Source organism: Anaerobiospirillum succiniciproducens DSM 6400 (assembly GCF_000482845.1).
Classification (GTDB): domain Bacteria; phylum Pseudomonadota; class Gammaproteobacteria; order Enterobacterales; family Succinivibrionaceae; genus Anaerobiospirillum; species Anaerobiospirillum succiniciproducens.
The window spans coordinates 1-21,480 of record NZ_AXWV01000050.1 but is presented as its reverse complement, the minus strand read 5'-3'; the positions used below and the strand labels follow the sequence as shown (position 1 = coordinate 21,480).

General features: G+C 43.2%; 15 protein-coding genes. 3 read left to right on the top strand and 12 right to left on the bottom strand.

Going from position 1 to position 21,480, the window contains the following annotated elements:
• Window positions 1-52: 52 nt before the first annotated feature.
• From H524_RS0107760 to H524_RS0107720, 9 genes are all read right to left on the bottom strand, one after another.
• Window positions 53-487 carry a hypothetical protein gene (locus H524_RS0107760; protein ID WP_027939817.1) on the bottom strand — a complete coding sequence of 145 codons (435 nt, stop codon included), beginning with the start codon at window positions 485-487 and terminating at the stop codon, window positions 53-55.
• 241 nt (window positions 488-728) lie between these two features.
• Window positions 729-2,087 carry an AAA family ATPase gene (locus H524_RS0107755; protein ID WP_027939816.1) on the bottom strand — a complete coding sequence of 453 codons (1,359 nt, stop codon included), beginning with the start codon at window positions 2,085-2,087 and terminating at the stop codon, window positions 729-731.
• A gap of 200 nt (window positions 2,088-2,287) precedes the next feature.
• Window positions 2,288-3,271 carry a DNA-directed RNA polymerase subunit alpha gene (locus H524_RS0107750; protein WP_027939815.1) on the bottom strand — a complete coding sequence of 328 codons (984 nt, stop codon included), beginning with the start codon at window positions 3,269-3,271 and terminating at the stop codon, window positions 2,288-2,290.
• Window positions 3,272-3,783: 512 nt separating this feature from the next.
• A complete protein-coding gene (rplQ, locus tag H524_RS0107745) occupies window positions 3,784-4,161 on the bottom strand; it encodes a 50S ribosomal protein L17 (RefSeq protein ID WP_027939814.1) in 378 nt (125 codons plus the stop codon).
• A 26-nt stretch (window positions 4,162-4,187) separates the two neighbouring features.
• A complete protein-coding gene (locus tag H524_RS0107740) occupies window positions 4,188-5,183 on the bottom strand; it encodes a DNA-directed RNA polymerase subunit alpha (RefSeq protein ID WP_027939813.1) in 996 nt (331 codons plus the stop codon).
• A 41-nt stretch (window positions 5,184-5,224) separates the two neighbouring features.
• Window positions 5,225-5,848: a 30S ribosomal protein S4 gene (gene rpsD / locus H524_RS0107735; protein ID WP_027939812.1), complete on the bottom strand. Its 624-nt coding sequence runs from the start codon at window positions 5,846-5,848 to the stop codon at window positions 5,225-5,227.
• 31 nt (window positions 5,849-5,879) lie between these two features.
• Complete coding sequence (gene rpsK, locus H524_RS14870) at window positions 5,880-6,332, bottom strand: 30S ribosomal protein S11 (RefSeq protein ID WP_044121765.1); 453 nt, start codon at window positions 6,330-6,332, stop codon at window positions 5,880-5,882.
• An 11-nt stretch (window positions 6,333-6,343) separates the two neighbouring features.
• On the bottom strand, window positions 6,344-6,700 hold the full coding sequence (gene rpsM / locus H524_RS0107725) for a 30S ribosomal protein S13 (protein WP_027939810.1): 357 nt from the start codon (window positions 6,698-6,700) through the stop codon (window positions 6,344-6,346).
• Window positions 6,701-7,611: 911 nt separating this feature from the next.
• The gene (locus H524_RS0107720; RefSeq protein WP_027939809.1) at window positions 7,612-8,772 is read right to left on the bottom strand and encodes a hypothetical protein; all 1,161 of its coding nucleotides are present in this window, start codon (window positions 8,770-8,772) and stop codon (window positions 7,612-7,614) included.
• A gap of 798 nt (window positions 8,773-9,570) precedes the next feature.
• Here H524_RS0107720 and H524_RS0107715 point away from each other — a divergent pair.
• The gene (locus H524_RS0107715) at window positions 9,571-10,956 is read left to right on the top strand and encodes a multidrug effflux MFS transporter (protein ID WP_052338982.1); all 1,386 of its coding nucleotides are present in this window, start codon (window positions 9,571-9,573) and stop codon (window positions 10,954-10,956) included.
• A gap of 103 nt (window positions 10,957-11,059) precedes the next feature.
• Complete coding sequence (locus tag H524_RS0107710; RefSeq protein WP_027939807.1) at window positions 11,060-12,916, top strand: bifunctional glycosyltransferase family 4 protein/polysaccharide deacetylase; 1,857 nt, start codon at window positions 11,060-11,062, stop codon at window positions 12,914-12,916.
• A gap of 216 nt (window positions 12,917-13,132) precedes the next feature.
• Here H524_RS0107710 and H524_RS0107705 read toward each other — a convergent pair whose 3' ends face one another.
• Complete coding sequence (locus H524_RS0107705) at window positions 13,133-16,756, bottom strand: mechanosensitive ion channel domain-containing protein (protein WP_027939806.1); 3,624 nt, start codon at window positions 16,754-16,756, stop codon at window positions 13,133-13,135.
• 1,367 nt (window positions 16,757-18,123) lie between these two features.
• Here H524_RS0107705 and rho point away from each other — a divergent pair.
• Window positions 18,124-19,389 (top strand): transcription termination factor Rho, encoded by a 1,266-nt coding sequence (rho, locus tag H524_RS0107700; protein WP_027939805.1) that lies wholly within the window; start codon window positions 18,124-18,126, stop codon window positions 19,387-19,389.
• Window positions 19,390-19,654: 265 nt separating this feature from the next.
• Here the strand turns inward: rho and H524_RS0107695 are convergent, their stop codons facing one another.
• Window positions 19,655-20,962 (bottom strand): glycosyltransferase family 9 protein, encoded by a 1,308-nt coding sequence (locus H524_RS0107695; RefSeq protein ID WP_027939804.1) that lies wholly within the window; start codon window positions 20,960-20,962, stop codon window positions 19,655-19,657.
• A 296-nt stretch (window positions 20,963-21,258) separates the two neighbouring features.
• Window positions 21,259-21,480, bottom strand: a 222-nt coding sequence (locus H524_RS14865; RefSeq protein WP_044121763.1) for a hypothetical protein, incomplete at its 5' end; no start/stop codon positions are given.

Here is a 21,480-nt window from a genome sequence, read left to right as displayed (position 1 = left end):
ACGCGCGTCTTGCAACAGAGCACTAGATTATGCTCAAGACGCGCAAGTGTGCTTAGCCATCAAGCTCAGGAAGCCACTTAATTACAGGATGTCTAATGCCGCTCTCTTGTAAGTTCTCAAGGCTTGGGTCAACGTTTACGTAAACAGAAGCCACAATGACTCTTTCGCCAGAACGTGAGCCTGAGATAGTAGTAGATATGAGATTAAGCTCTAAGGTGATGCTATGTTGTGCGCTAGCCTCATCTTCACTTAAGAGGTCAGGCAGTACATTATCTTCCCACCAGCCATCTGATGGTGTGTTCATCTCAAATGAAAGATCATACTTATCAGTATCAAGGCGCTGACGGATGCGCTCAACAGTTTTCTCATCAGCCTCAGTAAGATCTAAGGTATCAAAGACCAGCTCTAAAGCAGCATCAGTAAGGTAGTCAAAATCTGCATCGCTGATCTTATCTGTATCAATAGTTGCTAATGCTTGAGTATCCATAGAATTGTGTCCCAAATGTCGAGGTGTGAGCGTAAAGTATAATCTACTATACGCTGCTACCTAACAAACTTTAACTTAAATCACTCTTTGAACTAAACACAACTGTTCTGATATTGAGCCACTAAAGTAAGTACTGCGATCTTATAACCCATAGTTATGGCTATGCTTTTGGCTACGATTATTAGTGCCGGGATTGACTAGATAGTGAACGTGGTTCACTGTTATTAAAAATAGCTAAGCCTTATTCATCAATGCTATAGAAAATGTCGTTACTTACGGCATTGGAATGTCGAATGATGGCATCAATCTCTGAAATATCAACGCCATACTTATTAACGGGAGCCTGTTGTAAAGTATGGTCGCTATTGACATAGTAAGCTTTAACTGTCCCACTAGAGAGTATTTCATCATGTGAAATGTTGGCACTATGCATGATGCTTTCTTTATCAGCTATGTCGCAAGAGAGCATGATTCGATTGTTGATCTCTCTAAGGATAGTATCACTATGGGTAGTGATTAAAACTTTAATTCCAGCATTAACGAGCATAGATATAAGAGCAGCCATTTTAGCCTGGCAAGTAAGATCGAGGCCGAGCTCAGGTTCCTCAATTAAAAGCATATCACCTATATTGGCGATCGAGCGTACGTAAAGTTCTATTAGAGCAAGTGATTTGACTGATGATGAGGCCAGATAGATTGGAACATGTACCGCCTCACGGGTCTTATCAACATGAGAAAGGTAAACAAGCTTTTGATTGATGATTTTGCAGGTACCTTGCATCAAGTCATATAGTGCATCCAAGATACCTTGATATTTTAAGTTGCTACTAATGAAGCTCTTTTTATTAGAGATAGTCTCAAAACTACGAACGAGATTTAGGTTATAACTTGTTGGCTCAGGATAGTTAAATACACCACCGCGAGTCTTGTGCAATAAGTCAGTAAAGGCAGCAGAGCAAGAGAAAGAACTCATGTTCAAATCGAGCTGCTTTTGAAATAGTATGATGCCTGTTCGATCTGAGGTTATTGGACATGTAGGTCTAAATATAGGCGAGATCAGGCACAAGTTAAGAATCTGCTTTATCAATGAAAGCAGCATATATTTAGGAATGTTATCTTGAGGCTGATCGTTGTTTTTTGAAATGTAAGCTATACAGAGTTCACTAGAATCTTTAGGTTTTCTATATACGATTTCGTTGTGTGTGCCTACATGGATAGTATGGTTGATCTCTTCGCTAAAAGCGTACGATAGCCCTTCAGGCAAAACTTCTACTTTAGTGTTAGCAAAGTAGTCGTCGTCAACACTAAAGAATGATGCAATCTTGCTAGTGAATGTTTTGGATATAGACTCTAGGTAGCAAGGTAAGCTGTCACTATAAGCGCTCAAATCAATAGTGATTACCCCATCTTTGTAGAGCTTATCGATAAGCTCATCAGCTACAGCAAAGTCTACAAACTTACTAGCCTCTAATACCAAACCATGCACAGCATGGCTCAGATAAGTTTTGCCGACATTGTTTGGTCCGCAAATAACGGTCAGGTCGCCAAGTTCAAGTGTGCCATGATCGATAAAGCCAAAGTTTTCAAAGCTAAACTTCATTTTTTAACCAATATAAAGGCAACTGCCCTTTTAACGAACAAAACACCTTCAAGAAAAACAATTTTTTAGAAGGTTTGGGCGGGCGTAAAGCTCATTATTTTTTGCTTATTGAAAAAATAAAGGCCGCAGAACATAGGTTCGGCGGCCTGAACGTAAGCGCATTGCCTGCCAATGTAGGCAGGACTTTTATAAATTAGATCTTAGCGACCAACATCGATATCTGCTGGTGGCCAGTGCTCGATACGCATACCTAATGACAGGCCGCGCTCGGCAAGCACGTCCTTAATCTCGGTTAAGGACTTCTTACCTAAGTTAGGGGTCTTTAACAGCTCAACTTCAGTACGCTGAACGAGGTCACCAATGAACTTGATGCCTTCTGCCTTGAGGCAGTTTGCAGAACGTACAGTAAGCTCAAGATCCTCAACAGGGCAAATAAGCTTAGGATCGATGAGAGGACGGTATGAGGTGTCTTCAGCTGGCTCAACAGAGTTGCGAATATCAACAAAGGAGTTGAGCTGCTCAGCGAAGATAGTAGCGGCCATAGAAATAGCTGCTTCTGGCTGTACAGTACCGTTAGTCTCAATGGTTAAATCTAAGGCTTCCTGACCAGATGGCAGTGCACGGGTCTTAACAGCTACGTTAAGTACTGGGCAGAAAGATACGTCGATTAACAGGCGGCCGATGAAGCGGTTCTCGCCGTTTTCAACATATGGCTGGCTCTGAGCCTGTACATAACCACGACCACGAGTTACGTGGAGGGTCATGTTAACTTCAACCTCAGGATCAGTAATGTTGCACAGAACTAAATCTGGGTTCTTGATCTCGACGTTAGCAGGGCACTCAATGTCACCTGCGGTAACAGGACCGATACCGGTCTTGGAAAGACGCAGGGTAGGTGAGTGGTTATTGCCTTCGCACTGAACAGCAACTTCCTTGAGGTTTAACAGGATTAAAAGGACATCCTCTTTCACACCTTCAAGGGCGCTGTACTCGTGAACAGCTCCAGCAATCTCTACCTCAGTAATTGCATATCCTGGAATAGAGGACAGCATGATACGGCGCAGCGCAGTACCAAAAATCTGGGCATAGTTTGGCTCAAAAGGCTCGAGAGTCACGCGAGATACATTGCGTGAGATAACCTCGACTTCCTTGATATTAGGCCTTAGAAAATCGATTTGATCCAAGGTTCAACCCTCAAAATGGTTATTGATAGACCGAATGTCCTAAGCTTTGAGTGCTCGTGATGTAAACTTCGATTATTAGTGCACAAGCAAGAGCTAAGATGACTTACGAAGTTAATATCTAAACTGCAGCACATACTCTAAGTGAGCGCGTATTGCGATTTATCAGAGTAAAACTTAGTAGACTTTGCGAGCCTTTGATCTCCTGAGATACAGAAGAAATGGAATTCATCGTGCTTGGGCGGTATATGGCAGTGGCTGCCTGACCGCGTGCTTTAAAGGGCGGCATCCATTGATGGAATGGCTTTTAAAGTTCCCAAACAGCACGGTTTGGGTTATGGCGTAGGCAATTAATGCTTTGCCATGAATGAAACCAAGTGGTAAGGCTAGGCCGAACCACTTGGGATTAGCTAATAGCCACCTAGGCAAGCCTAAAGTAGCATGTAGCTTAGGTAGCCTAAAAAAGACTAGCACTATGGCTAGTCTTTTTAATTAGCTTACCGTACGAGTGCTAATTACTCAGCAGCCTCAAGGTTAGTACGATCTACTAACATGATGTAGGCCATAGGAGCATTGTCGCCCTGACGGAAACCGCACTTTAAGATACGGGTGTAGCCGCCTGGACGGTTAGCTGAAGCCTTAGCAACCTCGTTGAATAACTTGGAAACGAGGTCCTTGTTACGCAGACGAGCGAATGCTAAACGACGGTTAGCAACAGAATCAACCTTAGCTAAGGTGATTAAAGGCTCAACGAAACGACGTAACTCTTTGGCCTTTGGTACGGTGGTCTTGATAATCTCGCGCTCGATCAGAGCGTTAGCGAGGTTGCGATACAGCGCTGCACGGTGTGCAGAAGTACGACCGAGGTGACGGCCGGCTAAACGATGACGCATTGTAATTACTTCCTAAGTGGTTTTATTTACTTACTCGAACGCTGCATTGTCTGAGGTGGCCAGTTAGGGATACGCATGCCCAGTGACAGGCCGCGTGTAGCTAACACGTCCTTGATCTCAGTTAAAGACTTCTTACCTAAGTTTGGAGTCTTTAAGAGCTCAACCTCAGTGCGTTGGACTAAATCGCCGATGAAGAAAATCTCCTCTGCCTTTAAGCAGTTGGCAGAACGTACGGTCAGTTCAAGATCTTCTACAGGCTGCAGGAGCACTGGATCCGGTAAAGGAGGAGCTGAAGGTGCAGCAGCACGCTCAGGGATATCCTCTTTATCAACGAGGTTTGACATGTTCTGGCAGAGCATGTCTGCAGCAGACATTAAAGCCTCGTCCGGGCTAATAGTACCGTTGGTTTCGATTTCGATAACCAGACGGTCTAAGTCGGTACGCTGTTCAACACGAGCGGACTCAACTTCGTAGACATATCTTGAAACTGGGCAGAATGAAGCGTCAATTAAGATCTCATTCTCATCCTTTGAAGGAAGATGCAGAGGTGAATTGGCCACTACATAACCACTTCCGTATACGACACGGAGATTCATCGACAATGATGCCTTGGCACCCTTAAGAGTACAAATGTGTGCCTCAGGGTTAACGATAGTCATGCCCTCAGGACACTGAATATCGCCAGCGAGAACTACACCATCGCCATATTTGTTTAAACTGAACCAAACTGGACCTTGCACCTGATGATTTGAAGTAATGGCAACCTTCTTGAGGTTCATTACTAACTCAACAGGAGACTCGATCATGTCTTCTTTAACACTGTTCAGGCTATCTACACCATCAAGCTTGAAAGCGTCGATAGCATAACCTGACAGAGACTTTAAGAGCACATCGCTAAGAGCGACACCAATGGTGTTGCCAAAGCCGCGCTCAAGAGGCTCGAGAGTGATGCGAACACGATGCGGGCCAAGTTCAGTAAAACCGACAGGCTTTGGCTGGAGTAATTCACAAACTGACACTATTAATACCCCGTAAGTTAAAAGGAGTGCAGGCTCATTGCCTACTACTTAGAGTAGAATTCGACGATGAGCTGTTCCTTAATGTCGGAAGGAAGCTCTGAACGCTCTGGCTTGTTCTTGTAAGTACCCTTCATGGCGCTGTGGTCTACGTCAATCCAAGTTGGCTTAGTGCCACGCTGACCAGCCAGGTCGATAGCGGTCTTAATACGGATCTGCTTCTTAGCCTTCTCACGTACTGCAACCTCATCAGATGGCTGAACCTGATAGGAAGGGATGTTAATCACGCGGCCGTTTACAGTGATAGCCTTGTGGCTAACGAGCTGACGTGATTCCATACGGGTTGAGCCGAAGCCCATGCGATAAACTACGTTATCAAGACGGCCTTCGAGAAGCTGTAACAGGTTCTCACCAGTGTTACCTGGCATGTTAGAAGCCTTCTTGTAGTAGTTGTGGAACTGACGCTCTAAAACGCCGTAAATACGACGAACCTTCTGCTTCTCACGTAACTGTGAGCCGTAGTCAGATAAACGAGCTTTGTTAGCACCGTGCTGACCAGGAGCGGTGTCCAGCTTGCACTTGGTGTCAATAGCACGTACGCCAGACTTTAAGAATAAATCAACGCCCTCGCGACGGCTTAACTTCAAAGCTGGTCCGGTATGCTTTGCCATTTATTTCTCTCCAATAAAACTAGAACCCGGATTAGACGCGACGCTTCTTTGGCGGGCGGCAACCGTTGTGAGGGATCGGGGTAACATCAGTGATGTTAGTGATCTTGTAGCCAATGGCGTTTAAGGCGCGAATGGAGGACTCGCGGCCCGGACCTGGACCCTTCACTAAAACTTCGAGGTTCTTAACACCGTATTCCTTGGCAGCCTCACCAGCACGCTCTGCAGCAACCTGAGCAGCGTATGGAGTGGACTTACGTGAACCACGGAAACCTGAACCACCAGCGGTAGCCCATGAAAGGGTGTTGCCCTGACGATCAGAGATGGTAACGATGGTGTTATTGAAAGAGGCGTGGATGTGAGCTACACCGTCAGCAATCTGCTTCTTGCCGCGCTTTACGCGAACACGTGGAGCAGAGGTTTTGGCAGCTGGGGCAGCAGTAGTAGTTGCTGGAGCAGCAGCAGTCTGTTGGATTTCTTCAGCCATCATGAGCCTCCTTACTTCTTAATGCTCTTGCGCGGACCCTTGCGAGTACGTGCATTAGTCTTGGTGCGCTGACCGTGTACTGGCAGGCCACGACGGTGGCGCAGACCACGGTAAGAACCAAGATCCATAAGGCGCTTGATGTTCATGGAAATTTCACGGCGTAAGTCACCCTCGACGGTGTACTTGCCAACTTCAGCACGAATCTTGTCTAAAGTAGCTTCGTCGAGTTCCTTGAACTTAGTTAACTCAGCAACACCCACAGCAGCGCAAATGTCACGTGCGCGGGTTGGGCCGATGCCGTAGATAGACTGCAGTGCAATCACGGCGATCTTGTGATCAGGCACATTGATGCCAGCGATACGGGCCACTATTGATCTCCTGAAAAAGGTCTGTTTAAAACTAGCTGTCGCAAAGCCCGTGAGGATACGCGACAACCTCTAATAGTGCACTTTGGCAAAATAATTCTTCAGCCGAAATCGTACAACATGCTACAAACAAGCTTATAGGCAGGTAATCCTGTTTTATTGAGCTTTAACACGAGGTACGGATACTTTGCATCAGAGCACTAATGCTAAGCAAAAGTGATGTGCAAAACTAGGCGGGCTGTGATCTGCGTATTCTATGTGATTGATGTCATAAAATCAACAAATACATGCAGGTGCACAAGCGCTATATTCTAAAACTATCGTTCAAAAAAATCTATAGTTTTTACTCATTATTCGTATGCAAAACGCACAAAATAGTATGGCGAAACGGCGGAGATGCTTTAGATCACAAATTTAAGTTAGCCATGCATGTATGACTAGTATCAATCCATATGCGCATTATATGCGTTATTGGTCTATCAATGAAAATGTGATCTAAAGCATCTCCGCCGTTTCGCCATACAAAATAGCCTAAATAAGCTGATGAATAGCCGCTTTGCAAATTTTGCAGCGCTCTGCAAAGATGAGAAATATTATCACTATAACATGCAAGATCGAGCGATTTGCTAGTTGCGATCCTGCAGTGATCCGCATGCGCCTTGTGATCTAAGTGCTTTTACATTGCGTTTGGGTCTAATGGCTGTGATCTTTTAAGCAAGGCTTAGCCTGTGGATACTGTTATTTAGGCCATTTCAAAGACGAGTGTGCGTAAGATAAATAACAGTAATTAACTGTGACTTATGATCTAGCAGTTATTATTGATTTAATGTGATGGTGTCGCATGGCTAGCACATTGGTAGCTCAGTGCTAGCTTGATGGCGTGATGAGGATTGTTATTCTCTATCTAAAGAATATTAGTGGAGCATGTTCGGGTTAAGAATGCCTAAGTTTACAAGCAGACGTAGGATTGGCTCTACACCTAAGATGGCACTTACGGCAATAACCATGAACATCATGATAAAACCCAATGCAATCACAGCAAAACGAATAGAGGCTTGAGCCTTAATCATTTCATAAGTACTCAATTGTCTTATGAGTTGATTGACTGGCTCAATTTGTTCTTTAACTGCACTATAGTCGCGAGGCACATCCATATTCACTAGGATGTGAGACAAGAGATCCTGGGCGGTGCGATTTTTGTAATTAATGCCTGGCAGCATATAGCTTTGCGTCAGGAAATACTCTACTGAGTAGAGTAAGAACGAGAGATCTTTAATGTGACGCTTACCGTTACGCATCAGCTTGTGGCTATTTCTAAACTTCTTGCCGAGGTTTGCAGCCATGATCTTATTCATACGTCTTAAAGAGTGCTTATAGCCAAGTGCTCGTGAGGTTAACACGACTAATGGCACTAAGGTGGCAGCTCCTGGAAGGTTAGGCACAATACCGACAAATCCTTTATAGCGTAAGAACTCCATACCACGACCGTCGGTAAAGACACTAAAGGCATTGTGATAGAAAAGATTATTGCCTCGTTGTACTGGAGAGCCACGCATAAAGCGTGAGACCATGCTTAAGAACAAGTCATTAGTAGAACCAGCATCAATGTTCAGGTTCGCTGAGTCCATATAGAAGATTTCGTAGTCTGGGGCTACTACATCGCTATTGTCTGACGATCCTTTCTTCTTTTTACGTGAGGACTTGTCTGCACTCATGCGTAACTCATGCGGCTCATTAACCATGTTGCCATTGTTCATGATGATCTCTTCGATAAAGACGAAGATGTTGCATGGGAATGGGGTGTTCTTAAAAAGCGAGCAGAAATAGGTCTGTATAAAGTCTTTGTGATAAGGCTTATAGTTGCCCTTGATACGGCACAGGTCATAGAAGGTGTTGCCAGCTAAGACTTCATCTTCTAAAAAGTCATAATCAGCTCCACCCAGATCTAGCTGATCATATGAGGAGAAGTTATAGGTAGCATCAGTTACCTTAAAGGCAATGCGCCAAGCTTTGATGTTAGCTTGTGGGTTTACATAATTGTCAGTAGTTGCGACACGTCTGAGCGGTTCACTCATAAATAATCCTCAGATACAGTATCGTAGATCTGCAAAATCCACTAAATGATCAACTAACAGTTGCTGACCAAAAGTTGTACCTCTATACCTACAACATTCGTATGTAGATGATTATTGTTTAGTATTAAGACTCTATTGAACAGCTTAAGGGATTAGGCAGCATCTTGTCTATCTTGTGAATGACCAAATGCCTGCTATGCTCCTAGATTGGGCCTTTTTATCAATGCGTTTCTTTACAGAACTGCAATTTGCACTTTGCTTTTGACTAGTTGTATGTGCAGTCACATACCTTCATGACAGCACTTTAAGTTAGTGATGATGCAGACGCACTTACAAATGCTTGAGGAAGCATGGATGCACGATCTGTGAGCGTTTTGCTCCGAATGCTCGCATCTATTATGGATCTGTAGCTATTTAGATATAATGAGGTTCCTTTTTAGATCCCCACCAATGGCTTCGGTCATCAAATTGCACAGAGTTCGAGAATCTTTGGGGGCTGTCTTCTTTGGCTTAAATAACATTGTTAAATGCAGCTCTATGGTTGTCAAAGCAAGTGGACAGAAGCTTACAGATATTAACTCTGATCGCCTCTTATTGTTCATAGTCCATCTTGCCTATGTATCGCGGCATTCATTAATGATCTCTTTAGTTGCTTGCATATAGCTGTGCACTTAGCTCGTTGAGTGTGAGCTGGTAGTGTGATTTTCTTTGCTCAAAGAGGCTTTTACATATACAAGTAGATCAAAAGATGAGTAATTTCTTTTGGCAAAAGCATAGTGACTGTTGAGTAGCAAGATTATGGAAGAAAACAAGAACAAGGCATATTCAGATGAGAGAGCAAGTTCATTTCAAGGCAGTGTGAAAAGTCAGAGTCATGCAGATGTGAGTGCAGGTAGCAGCGTATCTGAATGCTGCTCAGAGAATAAAGCTAACGGCCCTCAAGCCATAGCAAGTAATGAGGTAGATACACCCATTAGCAATGTTGATAAGCTCAGCTGGTCAATCATCATCGTCTTAGGCATGCTTAGTGCCTTTGGACCAATATGCACAGACTTGTACTTACCTGCAATTCCTACCATCACACAAGAGCTGATGACAGACCCATCCACTATGCAGCTGACATTAACAGCATCATTTTTCGGACTTGCCATCGGTCAGCTGATTATTGGGCCACTTTCTGATGCCTATGGTCGCAAAAGACCGCTGTACATTTGCTTGGTGATGTTTGTTTTGTCCTCTTTATGGTGTGCCTATGCTCCAAGTATCAATCAGTTGATTGTAGCAAGGTTCTTTCAGGGCATATCAGGTGCTAGTGGTATCGTTTTATCGCGTACTATTGCTTGTGATATGTACACAGGCCCACGTCTAACTAAGTTTATGTCACTATTGATGACAGTTAACGGTGTGGCACCGATATTAGGTCCAATTATGGGCTCTGCTATTGTTTCAGTGTGGGCATGGCCAGTATTGTTTGTGTTTTTGGCCTTGTGGGGGGCGGTGTTACTCTTTTGCACGGTGACAGTCCTCAAAGAGACTCATCCTGTGCAAAATCGTTCTGCAAATCTTTTAGGATCTATCAAGGGCATGCTCAGCGAGCTAACTAATGTACGCTTCGTACTGTTGAGCTTAGCCTTATCGTTTGTGATGGGCGCATTCTTTGGCTACTTAGCTTCTTCACCTTTTATTTTTCAATCAATCTATGGTCTTAGTCCTTTTGGCTACTCCATTGTGTTTGCAATTAACGCATTCTCCATTGGTGTAGCTGCCAATATTGCAGGTTTTCTTACCAAATACTTAAAAGAAAAGACCATTGTGTACGGTGCCATAAGTATGCAGATTCTTTTGTGCATTGTATTTATTGCAGTGGTGAGCTTGCAGCTAGATAATTTATACATAGTAGCTTTGATTTTAGGCTTATTTGTCTCGATGATGGGCGCAGCACAGACAGCAGGCTTTGGCATTGTTATGGGGACTCGTAAAGGAGGCGCAGGATCTGCCTCGGGTATCTTTGGCGTTCTTACTTTCATTTTTGGTGCGATTACCTCTCCTTTAGTGGGCTTAATGGGAGAGCAATCTATGGTGCCGATTATGGCAACTATGTCAGTCTGTTCGCTTATAGCTATTTTGTGCTTTGCTCTAGCGCAGCGTTTTCATGATGGACAGGCTCACGAAGTTGCTCACTAGCTGTATTGGTATGATCTTATATATTGATGTAACTTGCCAAAAGTGACAACGGATAGCATGTGCTAAAATTCACTATACGAGTCAAGAAAAAGGTTTAGTGCTTATGAATATTCTTATGGCCCTTTCTCAGCGAGAGATTACTGGTGCTGAGGTGTATGCAGCAACATTAACTGAGCAGTTGATGAAACGTGGTCATAAAGTCGTAATCGTTTCTGACACACTAACTGTCAAAAGCGACGCTCTGTTTATACCACTAGCCTTCAATGAGCGCTCCCTTGCTGATCGCTTTAGTCATGTGCGCACATTGTGCAGGATCATTAAGGAGCATGACATTCAAGTAGTGCATGCTCATTCACGCGCTTCGGCATGGAGCTGTGCAATTGCTTGCAAGCTCTGCCGTATCCCGCTCATTACCACCACACATGGTCGACAGCCAGTTCACCTAAGCCGCAAGATCAACAAAAGTTTTGGTGTTAAGAGTATTTGCGTATGCGAAAACATTCGTACTCAGATCTGCAATGATCTGGGCTATGCTCAAAAAAATACCATTCTGCTAAGAAATCCTGTGGATGCGACTGCATTTAATTTTACTCCTAAGAGTACAAGCAAGCACGAGGGTGATAATGCTCTTAAGAGCAACAATCAAGATGATAAGCACGAGATCTTAGTTGCTCTAGTGGGGCGCTTATCTGGGCCTAAGGGTGATGTCGCTTATGAGGTGCTTAGCAAGTTAAGCGAGCATAAGCACATTCAAGTTCAGATCATTGGTAGTAAGTTTATCCCTGAGCGCTTTAATAAGTTTGAGAATCTAGAAAACGTCCATTTCCTTGGTTATCGTACTGATGTTCCTGAGCTCATGAAGAAAGCTGATGTAATTATCGGCGCAGGTCGCGTTGGTATCGAGGCTATGCTTACAGGACGCCCTCTGATTGCAGTTGGCGAGGCTATCTATGAAGGTCTGGTCACTAAAGCAAATATTGGCGCAGTGCTGAGCTCAAACTTTGGCGATATCAACTCAATTAATGAGACCCATTTGGACTTTTCAACGCTTAAAGATGATGTTGAAGCTGCAGTAAAGCTTACAAGCGATGAACTTGCAGATCTTAAAGACATCATTAAACATGAGTTCGATATGGAGCGTATTGTTAACACTGTAGAACAGCTCTATAGCCGCACTTATGTCGAGTACAAACGCTATGAAATGCCAATTATCATGTATCACCGTGTGGTAGATAGTCCTGATGAAGTCGGTGTGCATGGTACTTATGTAACCAAAGAGCTGTTTAAAAAGCACATGCAATTGCTTAAAGATAATGGCTATCGTACCGTTACTTTTAAGGAGCTTGCAGAGGATCATTTACTTACTAAGCGCTTTGATAAGGGCAATAAGTTTGTCGTCTTAACTTTTGATGACGGCTATGAGGATAACTATCGTGTGATGTTCCCAATCTTAAAAGAGTTTGGGGCCAAAGCTGTGATCTTCTTGCTATCAGAGTCCAAGTACAATGAGTGGGATGTTAATAATCCTCATAATCCAGAAAAACGCTTTGATCTTATGAGTGAAGAGCAGGTTAAAGAGATGGCAGCCTACGGTGTTGAGTTTGGTGCGCATACTAAGACTCATCCTTACTTATCAAGTTTGCCTATTGAAGAGGCTCGTGAGCAGATTGTCCAATGCAAGCAAAAACTTGAGCAAACCTATGGACAGCAGTTTATTACTTTTGCCTATCCATATGGCGATCTTAACGATGAAGTGAAATATGAAGTACGACAAGCCGGCTTTACTTTTGCCGTATCTACTGACTCAGGCGAGATCAATGTAGATTCTGATCTCTTCCAAATTCGTCGTATTGGCATCTTCCCTCGCAATAGCATGCTGACTTTCCGTCGTAAGATTTCAGGCTATTACAACTTCATCAAGATGCGTCGTGAAGAAAAGGCCTATGGGCAGCACAAGTAACACCATTAAGCCATAAGTCGTTAGAAAAGTGCATCTAAGAAAAAGTGCCTACATGCAGGCATGGCCATAAAGCAAGTGGATACAAAGATGCACTGTGGGTCGGGTAATAAGTAAAAGGCCCGCATGAGCGGGCCAATGAAAGCAGCTATACTGGGCATTTCAAGGGATCTGCCACTAAGGTGGGGTTAGTATAGCTGCATGATAGTTATCAGTTGCCTACACAGGGATTAAGGCATTTTTCTTTTTGGCAGCTGCACCCATAGCTGCAGCTTGCATGACGTCCTTTTCAGTGTAAGTAACAGTGGTATTGGTATCGAGGTTACGGATAGTAACATCGAGCTGATCAAATGGGATTTCGATGTTGTGATCACGGAAGAGGCGTAAAGCCTCAGTGCTTAAGTAGTCATAAACTGCCTTACGCTTACCGATCTCGTTAACAAAGACCTCACACATAATAGTAACAGCCGATGCATCTAAGCTCTTGATAAAGACCAATGGCTTCTTGTCGCGATTTAAGTCGCGACAACGACGGATAATACCGCGCAGGATGTCTTTAGCCTTATTAGTATCTGCACCGTAAGCCACACCGATAGCAAATTCAAGTTTAGTTACAGTATTAGATAGCGACCAGTTAGTCACTGCAGAGGTAATGAATTGCTTATTCGGAATAACCACCTCTTTGTTGTCAAAAGAGGTAATGGTAGTAGCACGAATACGTATACGGCTAACAGTGCCTGAAAGATTAGAGAGCGTTACGATATCGCCAACGCGTAGCTGTCTTTCGAACAGAATGATGATACCTGATACGAAATTACCGAAGATCTCTTGCAGACCAAAACCGAGACCCACAGATAAGGCAGCAACCAGCCACTGCAGATTATCCCAAGAGATTCCCAAGGCACTAGCTGCGAAGATAACGCCTAAGGTGGTAATGGTATAAGAGGTAATAAGCTTAATCGTGTAGCTTGTAGACTTAGCTTCAACTCCCTTTCTGATCATAAAGAGTCTTTCAATGAGCAGAGGTAAGTTGTGATTCAAGACTACAGCCACAATGACAATGACAATAGCTAGCAGTACATCGCCTAAAGACAGAGTTGAGCTAATGGTTTGTCCGTCAACAATCTTGATGCTCTCCCAAAGGTAGATATGGTCAAGATATGTAAGTACACCAGCTAGATCATTCCATTGTTGGTACATGAAGTAGATAAAGACAGTGAGCAAACAAGCATTAAACAGCTTATAGGCACGGCCGTTTACTAACTCCAATCTAAATGACTCGAGGCGCTGCTTACCTTGCATCTCAGGTGTTGCTGTTGCAGTTGCGGTTAAGTTTGCAGCGTTGGCTTGTGCTTCATGTTGCTGTTGCATACGGCTTCTAATAGCAGAGAGCATCTTCACCTCAGCCACGTATAACTCACGACGTAAGGTGTTAGATAAGATGAGATACAAGAAGCAGATATACAGAGTAATCGCAACACGGTTGAGCAGCTGAATAACGGTGTAGTAATAGCCAAGACCCAGCATTACAGTGATGGTAAGCGGGGTGATAATACTAATTATGGATATGGTCCAGAAGGTCATATCTGGCTTAACACGCTCAATGGAGCGTTTAACTGTCTTAATGGCAAAGAAAGTTAGGTATAAGAAGCCAAAGACCATCAATGGATAGCCAATTACATCGCCAGAAATCTTAGTTGGCTCAGCCTCACGCATATTGGCAATCATCAGCATAGGAATGGATACAAACCACAACTGATCGATAATGGCGCGGTTTTGCGCAATGACTCGTGGAGAGACTGAGAAGTGACGCTGCACTAATGAGTTCGGCTCCATGATATGGCGCATATACAAAAAGCAGATGAGATGCAGCATGAGCAAGAAGGTGATGTTCTTTTGCGCGTCAAAGTCATCCACAGTAAAGAATATAAAGATGGAGCCTATCAACGTGATAAATGCCACCTTGGGCAGAATCAAGAAGAAATGATAAATCAGCGCTCTTGGAGTGACGGTGTAATTGTCGGAAGCTTTATCTAAACGCAATGCGAGTTCATTGGTTAATCTGACAAAGAAAGGAGTTGCTCTCTTGAAGATAAAACCAATGAGAAGCAAAGGAATTAATACCTGGATATAGTTAATTAAAATCTCATGGGTAACCAGTTCTGTGGTGGTATATCGTAAGAAATTACGGAACTGCAGCATGAAGGTTGGGTAGAAGTTAGTGATGAAATCAAGACTAATACCCTGATTGCTAGCAAGCCAGAACAGATGGTCATTAATGGAGGTGGTCAGCGTGCTTACAGTAGTATTGAGCTCGTTGTATTTAGCACGCAGATCAATAGCGATGGTGAGTCCATCAGACATAGTGTTGTAAAGCTCATCTGACAGGGCTCTTCTTTGACGGATAAGCTGAATTAACTGCTCACGATAAGGCTCATAGCTAGGATCACGACGAATCATATCGTCAACAAAGATCTGAATATCAAAGATCTGCTCACGATAGCTACGTAACTCATACATGTACAAGTTGAGATTAGGAATGAGCTCATCAAGCTTAAAGGAGATAGAGATCTTTGGTAGCTCACCAAGCTGACGATTTAAAAGACGTGAGAGGATAACACTACCAGATAAGTCAGACAGCTGCTCTTTGAGGCTCTTGTCGATTTGGCGGGCGCTGTTAAGCGCTGAGGTCACATCTTGCAAGTCTTTTTTAAGACGAGCATTGTCAGATAAGGTCTTATCAATATTATTCGCAAGCTCACTGTTGTATTTAAATTCAGCAGCTAGCTTAGGAGTAGAGATATCTACTTCGTTTTCGTTGAGTTCAGGGCGATTAACAATTTCATTGTTAAAGAGAGTATTTTGCTTGGCTCTAACGTTAGATAAGTAGTTATTGAGGTAGTCTTTTTGTAGATTGCCAATACGAATCTTGTAATTTGCAATATCCTGGAAAGTGGTTAAAGATCTTAGCTCACTTTGTAACAGGGAGTTTTGCTTTTCAAGCACAAAGATTTCAAAAGACAGCAGCCCTGACTCGTCAGATAAGAGCTTCACTGTTGGATCGTTCAAGCGCTTAGAAATCTCAAAGATAGTGGCGTTATTAGCTGTAATGATGTTTTGTGCACGTGAAGGTAAGAGCTGCATAGAGTTATATGCAGAGGTCGACTCATTGAGTTGCTCTTGTACGCTGTTAAGACGCTCGGTAAGAGTAGCAATAAGCTTGTCTGCCTCTTGAGCGTTTCTAAACTTGATTTTTGGAGGGGCGCGATTATAGAGGTTATTAGCATTGCTAAGTGACTGCTCTAAGTCAGATAGCATTTCTTTTGCTTTCTCTACCTCAGTGGTGATGAGAATCTCTTCTCTAACTACAGTGTCATAGATGTCAATGACATCGATAGCATGCTTAAGGATTGCTTTGGATCGGTTTTTTTCATCTTGTGTTAGGTTTGGGTCGCTATCAATGCCCTCAAGGCGCTGCAAGAGTACAGCACGATTAGGCACCATATCATTAACGGCCGCACTCTTTGTCTTAGATGCAGCTTTTAGTGCAGCTTTGGGATCGCTTAGAGTATGGTCAGCATTAATGTCGGTGCGCAATAAAGAGTTAAGCTCATGAGAAATGTTCAAAGTCTGAACACTTTTACTCTGAGCACTAGCATTTGCTGTGTTGTTTTCAGCTGCTTGTGGAGCAGTATCGCTAGTTGCTTTGCTGTTATTGCCAGTAAGCTGATCGGTAAGACTAGCTGCGGTGGCGCTGCCTATGCCTATAGAAGCATATGAAAGACAAACAAACAGCATTGCATATACAACTGCTTGGAATGCTGATAAATACGATCTCTGCATACTAAGATTCCTTGAGCGTCAGTGTTAGTCACACAAAGGACAAGACTCAATCCTATACATCCAAAGGGCGCAATGTGATGAATCAAGAGATTAAGATAAATTGTGCAAATTATAACAGTGCAACCATTTTCGTTGCATACAGATAAATCAAAAAGACCATTTTTTTCGCCATCGTGACCATCTGTCTTTAGGCTAATCATAGAGGGTTAATGAACATGTATGCTTAAGTTTATTTAAGGCATGTACATGCTAAATGACAAGGATGGTTAGCCTGATGCATCATATGCCATAAACAGTGATAATTTGTATGGTGCAAAGTGCTGTTTAATTTATAAATTGTGATATCATGTGCACTCAGCGATAGCCTTGAGGCTGTTGCTAAGCCCATGCGTAGCATGTTTCATGCAGTTTGCCTTGAGTTTGACAAGACAAATTCCAACCCTATCAAGCGACGTTTGCTCATCGCGGGCACAATTTAAGTTATCCCTCCGAAATTCAGCAATCTTTGCTTGACGACATGGTTACTCTGAACCATTGCACTTCTAAGTTTTCCAAACTTTCCCCTGACAATGCACTTGTGTTTAGGTAAGAGCTTGAGCTCGTTACCTGAGGCTGTATGTCTTTGTGCAGCGTCTTTGCCGTGTGTAGGTTCATTTTGGACTAAAAGTTCAATCTCTCTCCTTAGAGTCTATCTTTCTAGGCGTATTAAACGATTAACTAAAGCTGAGCATCATAATGACGCCAGAGTAAGGTTAATAACTTTAGCAAGCTGCGCTTATAGATATGAGTACTATCTTTACTAGCGCTTGTTAGTCTTTCATTGCCTTGTAAATTAGATAGCTCGTAATAGGTTTAAAACTAGCATCAGTTGAGCACTTAAAGTCTTAAAACTTAAGAAAGACCAAAGCTTAGCTTTAATAGCTCAGCATTTAAAACATCATGGTCAATACTTAAGCACAAGGCTAAAGCTAGTGATGTAAAAGTTTTTAGGCACTACTTAATGGCTTTTAGCTAGCTTAGAGAGTGTCATATTAGGTGTGAATTAATACTCGAACCATCTTATATGCCAAAAGTGTACTGCCATGATGCAGGTGTCTAATGCACGGCAGTCATATACAAAGCACAGGTAGAGTTGAAACTTGTCAAGATGGTGAGAAACGATTTGATTGTTAGCTTCGTACCCACATAGTCTTGCTTGTGGAGTAATAAGCTACAAATGTTTTTGCTCAGCGCCTTTGGGTGCTGATATTTTTGGCCTGAGCCTGATTTGCTAGGTCAGCCTTACTAGATCAAATACTAAATTTTAGTCCACGATTTTGGTTTAGATGAGGCCTTGCCAGGCTCTTTGCTACTGTAATCTTTTTAGTATGAATCTTAACGAACTCAAAAATACGCCAGTTGCACAGTTAGTTGATATGTGTGAGCAGGCTGGTATCGAAAACACCGCCAGATTAGGTAAGAAAGAAATTATCTTTAACCTGCTCAAGCTTTGTGCTCGCACAGGTGAGGATATTTTTGGTGAAGGCGTAATAGAAATCCTGCCTGACGGCTTTGGTTTCCTGCGTAGCGCTGATAGCTCCTATTTAGCAGGACCTGACGATATTTACGTATCTCCTTCCCAGGTTCGTCGTTTCAACCTCCGTACTGGTGACTCCATTTCAGGCAAGATTCGACCTCCTAAAGAGGGTGAGCGCTACTTTGCTCTGTTAAAGGTTGATACTGTTAACTTCGAGCAGCCTGAAAAGGCCCGTAACAAGATTCTCTTTGAGAACTTGACTCCTATTTTTGCCCAAGAGCGTATGCGCCTTGAGCTTGGTAACGGCTCAAAAGAAGATATCACTGCACGTGTTATCGATCTGACTGCTCCTATTGGTAAGGGTCAAAGAGCGCTGATTGTTGCGCCTCCAAAGGCCGGTAAGACTGTTTTACTGCAAAACGTAGCTCACTCTATTTCTGCTAACAATCCTGAGGCTGTACTCATCGTGCTGCTTATCGATGAACGTCCTGAAGAAGTTACTGAAATGCGTCGCATGGTTAAAGGTGAGGTAGTTGCCTCAACTTTCGATGAGCCAGCTGCACGTCACGTTCAGGTAGCTGAGATGGTAATTGAAAAGGCCAAGCGTTTAGTTGAGCACAAGCGCGACGTTGTTATTTTCATGGACTCCATTACTCGTTTAGCACGAGCTTACAACACCGTAGTACCTGCCTCTGGCAAGGTTTTAACTGGTGGTGTTGATGCTAATGCTCTGCAAAGACCAAAGAGACTCTTTGGTGCGGCTCGTAATGTTGAGGAGGGCGGCTCACTGACCATTATCGGTACTGCACTTATCGACACTGGCTCTAAGATGGATGAAGTTATTTACGAAGAGTTCAAGGGCACCGGTAACATGGAACTGCATCTGTCTAGAAAGATTGCAGATAAGCGTGTTTACCCTGCAATTGACGTTACTCGTTCAGGCACTCGTCGTGAAGAGCTGCTCACCTCTCCTGATGAGCTGCAGAAGATGTGGGTATTGCGTAAGTTCCTGCATCCTATGGGTGAGATTGAGGCTATGGAGTTCCTGCTCGATAAGCTTTCCATGACCAAGACTAATGACGAGTTCTTTGGTGCAATGACCCGTCAAAAGCAGTAATAGCTATTGCGCCACAATCGCGACGGCGCAGGAATCGCTATTGCTCTAGAAATAACGACGGTGCAGTAATCGCTACTGCTATAGAAATCGCGACGGCTTACGCCCTTGCAAGTCTTAGCAAAAAAGGCCACATTATGTGGCCTTTTTTGATCTTGCATGACTAAATGCCTTGGTCGCATCCATGAGGCATGCTCACTCAAAATTAGAAAAGATCTCATACGCGTAATTGGGTATGAGATAACTAAACATATTGTGAGTTGAGAAGCTAAAGCTCTTTTGGAAAATGTGCGGCTATATAGTCATGGCACATGCGGCAGAACTCATCAAACTTATGGTGCTCATCGTTAGCAACTTTATGGGTAACGATTTGCATCTTGAAGTCGTGAGGCTCAAGTGTAGGCACCTTTTGTTTAGCAGCTAGCTGCATAAAGCCATCGGCACGCCAGCGATATTCATCATAAAAAGGGAATGAGCCAATTACATTACGACTAATATTGTCAGCAATGTGTGCAGGTCCCGTACTTGGACTTACGATGAGATCGCATTGCTCAATAAGCGCGATGACATTGGACATATCACCCTTGTTGATCAATAGCTTGAGATTGTCATATGGAATCTCAATATCATGAAAGCTTTGCTGTCCATAGCTTGAGATGATAAAGAGAATATGAGGAAAATCTTTAGCTAGTTGCAAGGCAAGTTTTACATAGTCATCAGGATGGTAGCTATAGCCCTTTTTGAAAGTAGAGATGCACAATGGATTGATGATAATCATATCCTTGTATACACGTTGTGCAGTGCGCTTCATGTCATCGCCATGACTGTTTATAGCATCATCATGTGCACAGTGCTCATGAGTCTGATGATTATCCAGCTTTGCTCTGTGCTTAGGTACCAAACCTGTGATTGGGTCAGCCTCTTTAGTTAGATAACCAAGCTTAGTTAGGTAATCCTGAATGAATTGACGAGCCTCGGGGCTTGCCTTGATGATGGATTTTTGTAGGTCAAGCTCATTAAAGGCTTTTAGATAGCGCTTTTTATCTAAGGTCTTAAGTAGAAATTGGAAGCCAAAGATTTCATGTTGTGCGCGGCGTGAAAACGGACGAATAAAAGGCAATCTTGATGTATATAAAGCTCTAGTGTATGAGTAAGTTAGTACTTGTTTGCACTTTGATGTTAATGACAGCTTAATGTAATTTCGGTTACGCTCCGTCATAATGAGCAGATCAGTTGCTCCCCAATGATCTTGCTGTTGCTCGTGGACAAATGGTTTAGCTGCAGGACCTTGCTCAATAAGATCGCTAGCGCTTAAGAAGTTGCGATTTTCTCCATTGAGCTCTTTAACAAACTCATCTTCATTAAAATCACCGTCCAAAATGTAGTAACGGTCGGCTAGATGAAACTGTTTGTAAAAGAAAAATGATGCCAAGTTGCACATAAAGCTAATCTTAGCATCAGGATACATGGCTCTAAGAACATGCAGGGCAGGAATATAAACTACGCTATCGCCTATGCCTGACTTCATGAAAACACTGATACATTGTGGATTCTTGAGCATCGGTTCAAAGAGCATAATAACTTCTCTAATGAGTAAACAAGCCTAAACAAGTTGATGATATAAAAACGCCGTATCACCATATCTAAAATTAGATGCTGACTATAAAACACAGATGCATGTGGAATCATCAAAGCAAGTGTCGCAATCACCTTGAGTTCATTCAACTTAATGAGTGTTATAGGCAAGTATACAGCGTATGTTTAACTGTTCCAAAAAAGTTGTTCAAAGTTAAACATCCTTATTGGACTTATCCGCACTCTGTTGACGGCATAGGTGGTTAGTATCCTCACTACCTATGTCCCAACTAGAGCCTATTGATGCCCAGTAGCACCGGAGAGACGTTCTAGCAGAATTCTCTTTACCTCTTGCTTCTTGGTGTACCTTGAAATTTCGGTATCGTAGAATCTGTCTAGAATGTTCTGAGCAGCATTTTCGTCAGCCTGTAGCACAACCCCGTCCACGCCGATAAAACGATCGCCATACCTCTTGCCTTCAAGGCGTTGGGTCCGACTATCAATTTGCGATGTATAGGC

Coding starts and splice junctions, on each gene's coding strand:
- H524_RS0107760 (WP_027939817.1), bottom strand. CDS start 487: ATGGATACTCAAGCATTAGCAACTATTGATACAGATAAGATCAGCGAT.
- H524_RS0107755 (WP_027939816.1), bottom strand. CDS start 2,087: ATGAAGTTTAGCTTTGAAAACTTTGGCTTTATCGATCATGGCACACTT.
- rplQ (WP_027939814.1), bottom strand. CDS start 4,161: ATGCGTCATCGTTTAGCCGGCCGTCACCTCGGTCGTACTTCTGCACAC.
- rpsD (WP_027939812.1), bottom strand. CDS start 5,848: ATGGCAAAGCATACCGGACCAGCTTTGAAGTTAAGCCGTCGCGAGGGC.
- rpsK (WP_044121765.1), bottom strand. CDS start 6,332: ATGGCTGAAGAAATCCAACAGACTGCTGCTGCTCCAGCAACTACTACT.
- H524_RS0107720 (WP_027939809.1), bottom strand. CDS start 8,772: ATGAGTGAACCGCTCAGACGTGTCGCAACTACTGACAATTATGTAAAC.
- H524_RS0107715 (WP_052338982.1), top strand. CDS start 9,571: ATGGAAGAAAACAAGAACAAGGCATATTCAGATGAGAGAGCAAGTTCA.
- H524_RS0107710 (WP_027939807.1), top strand. CDS start 11,060: ATGAATATTCTTATGGCCCTTTCTCAGCGAGAGATTACTGGTGCTGAG.
- H524_RS0107705 (WP_027939806.1), bottom strand. CDS start 16,756: ATGCAGAGATCGTATTTATCAGCATTCCAAGCAGTTGTATATGCAATG.
- rho (WP_027939805.1), top strand. CDS start 18,124: ATGAATCTTAACGAACTCAAAAATACGCCAGTTGCACAGTTAGTTGAT.
- H524_RS0107695 (WP_027939804.1), bottom strand. CDS start 20,962: ATGCTCTTTGAACCGATGCTCAAGAATCCACAATGTATCAGTGTTTTC.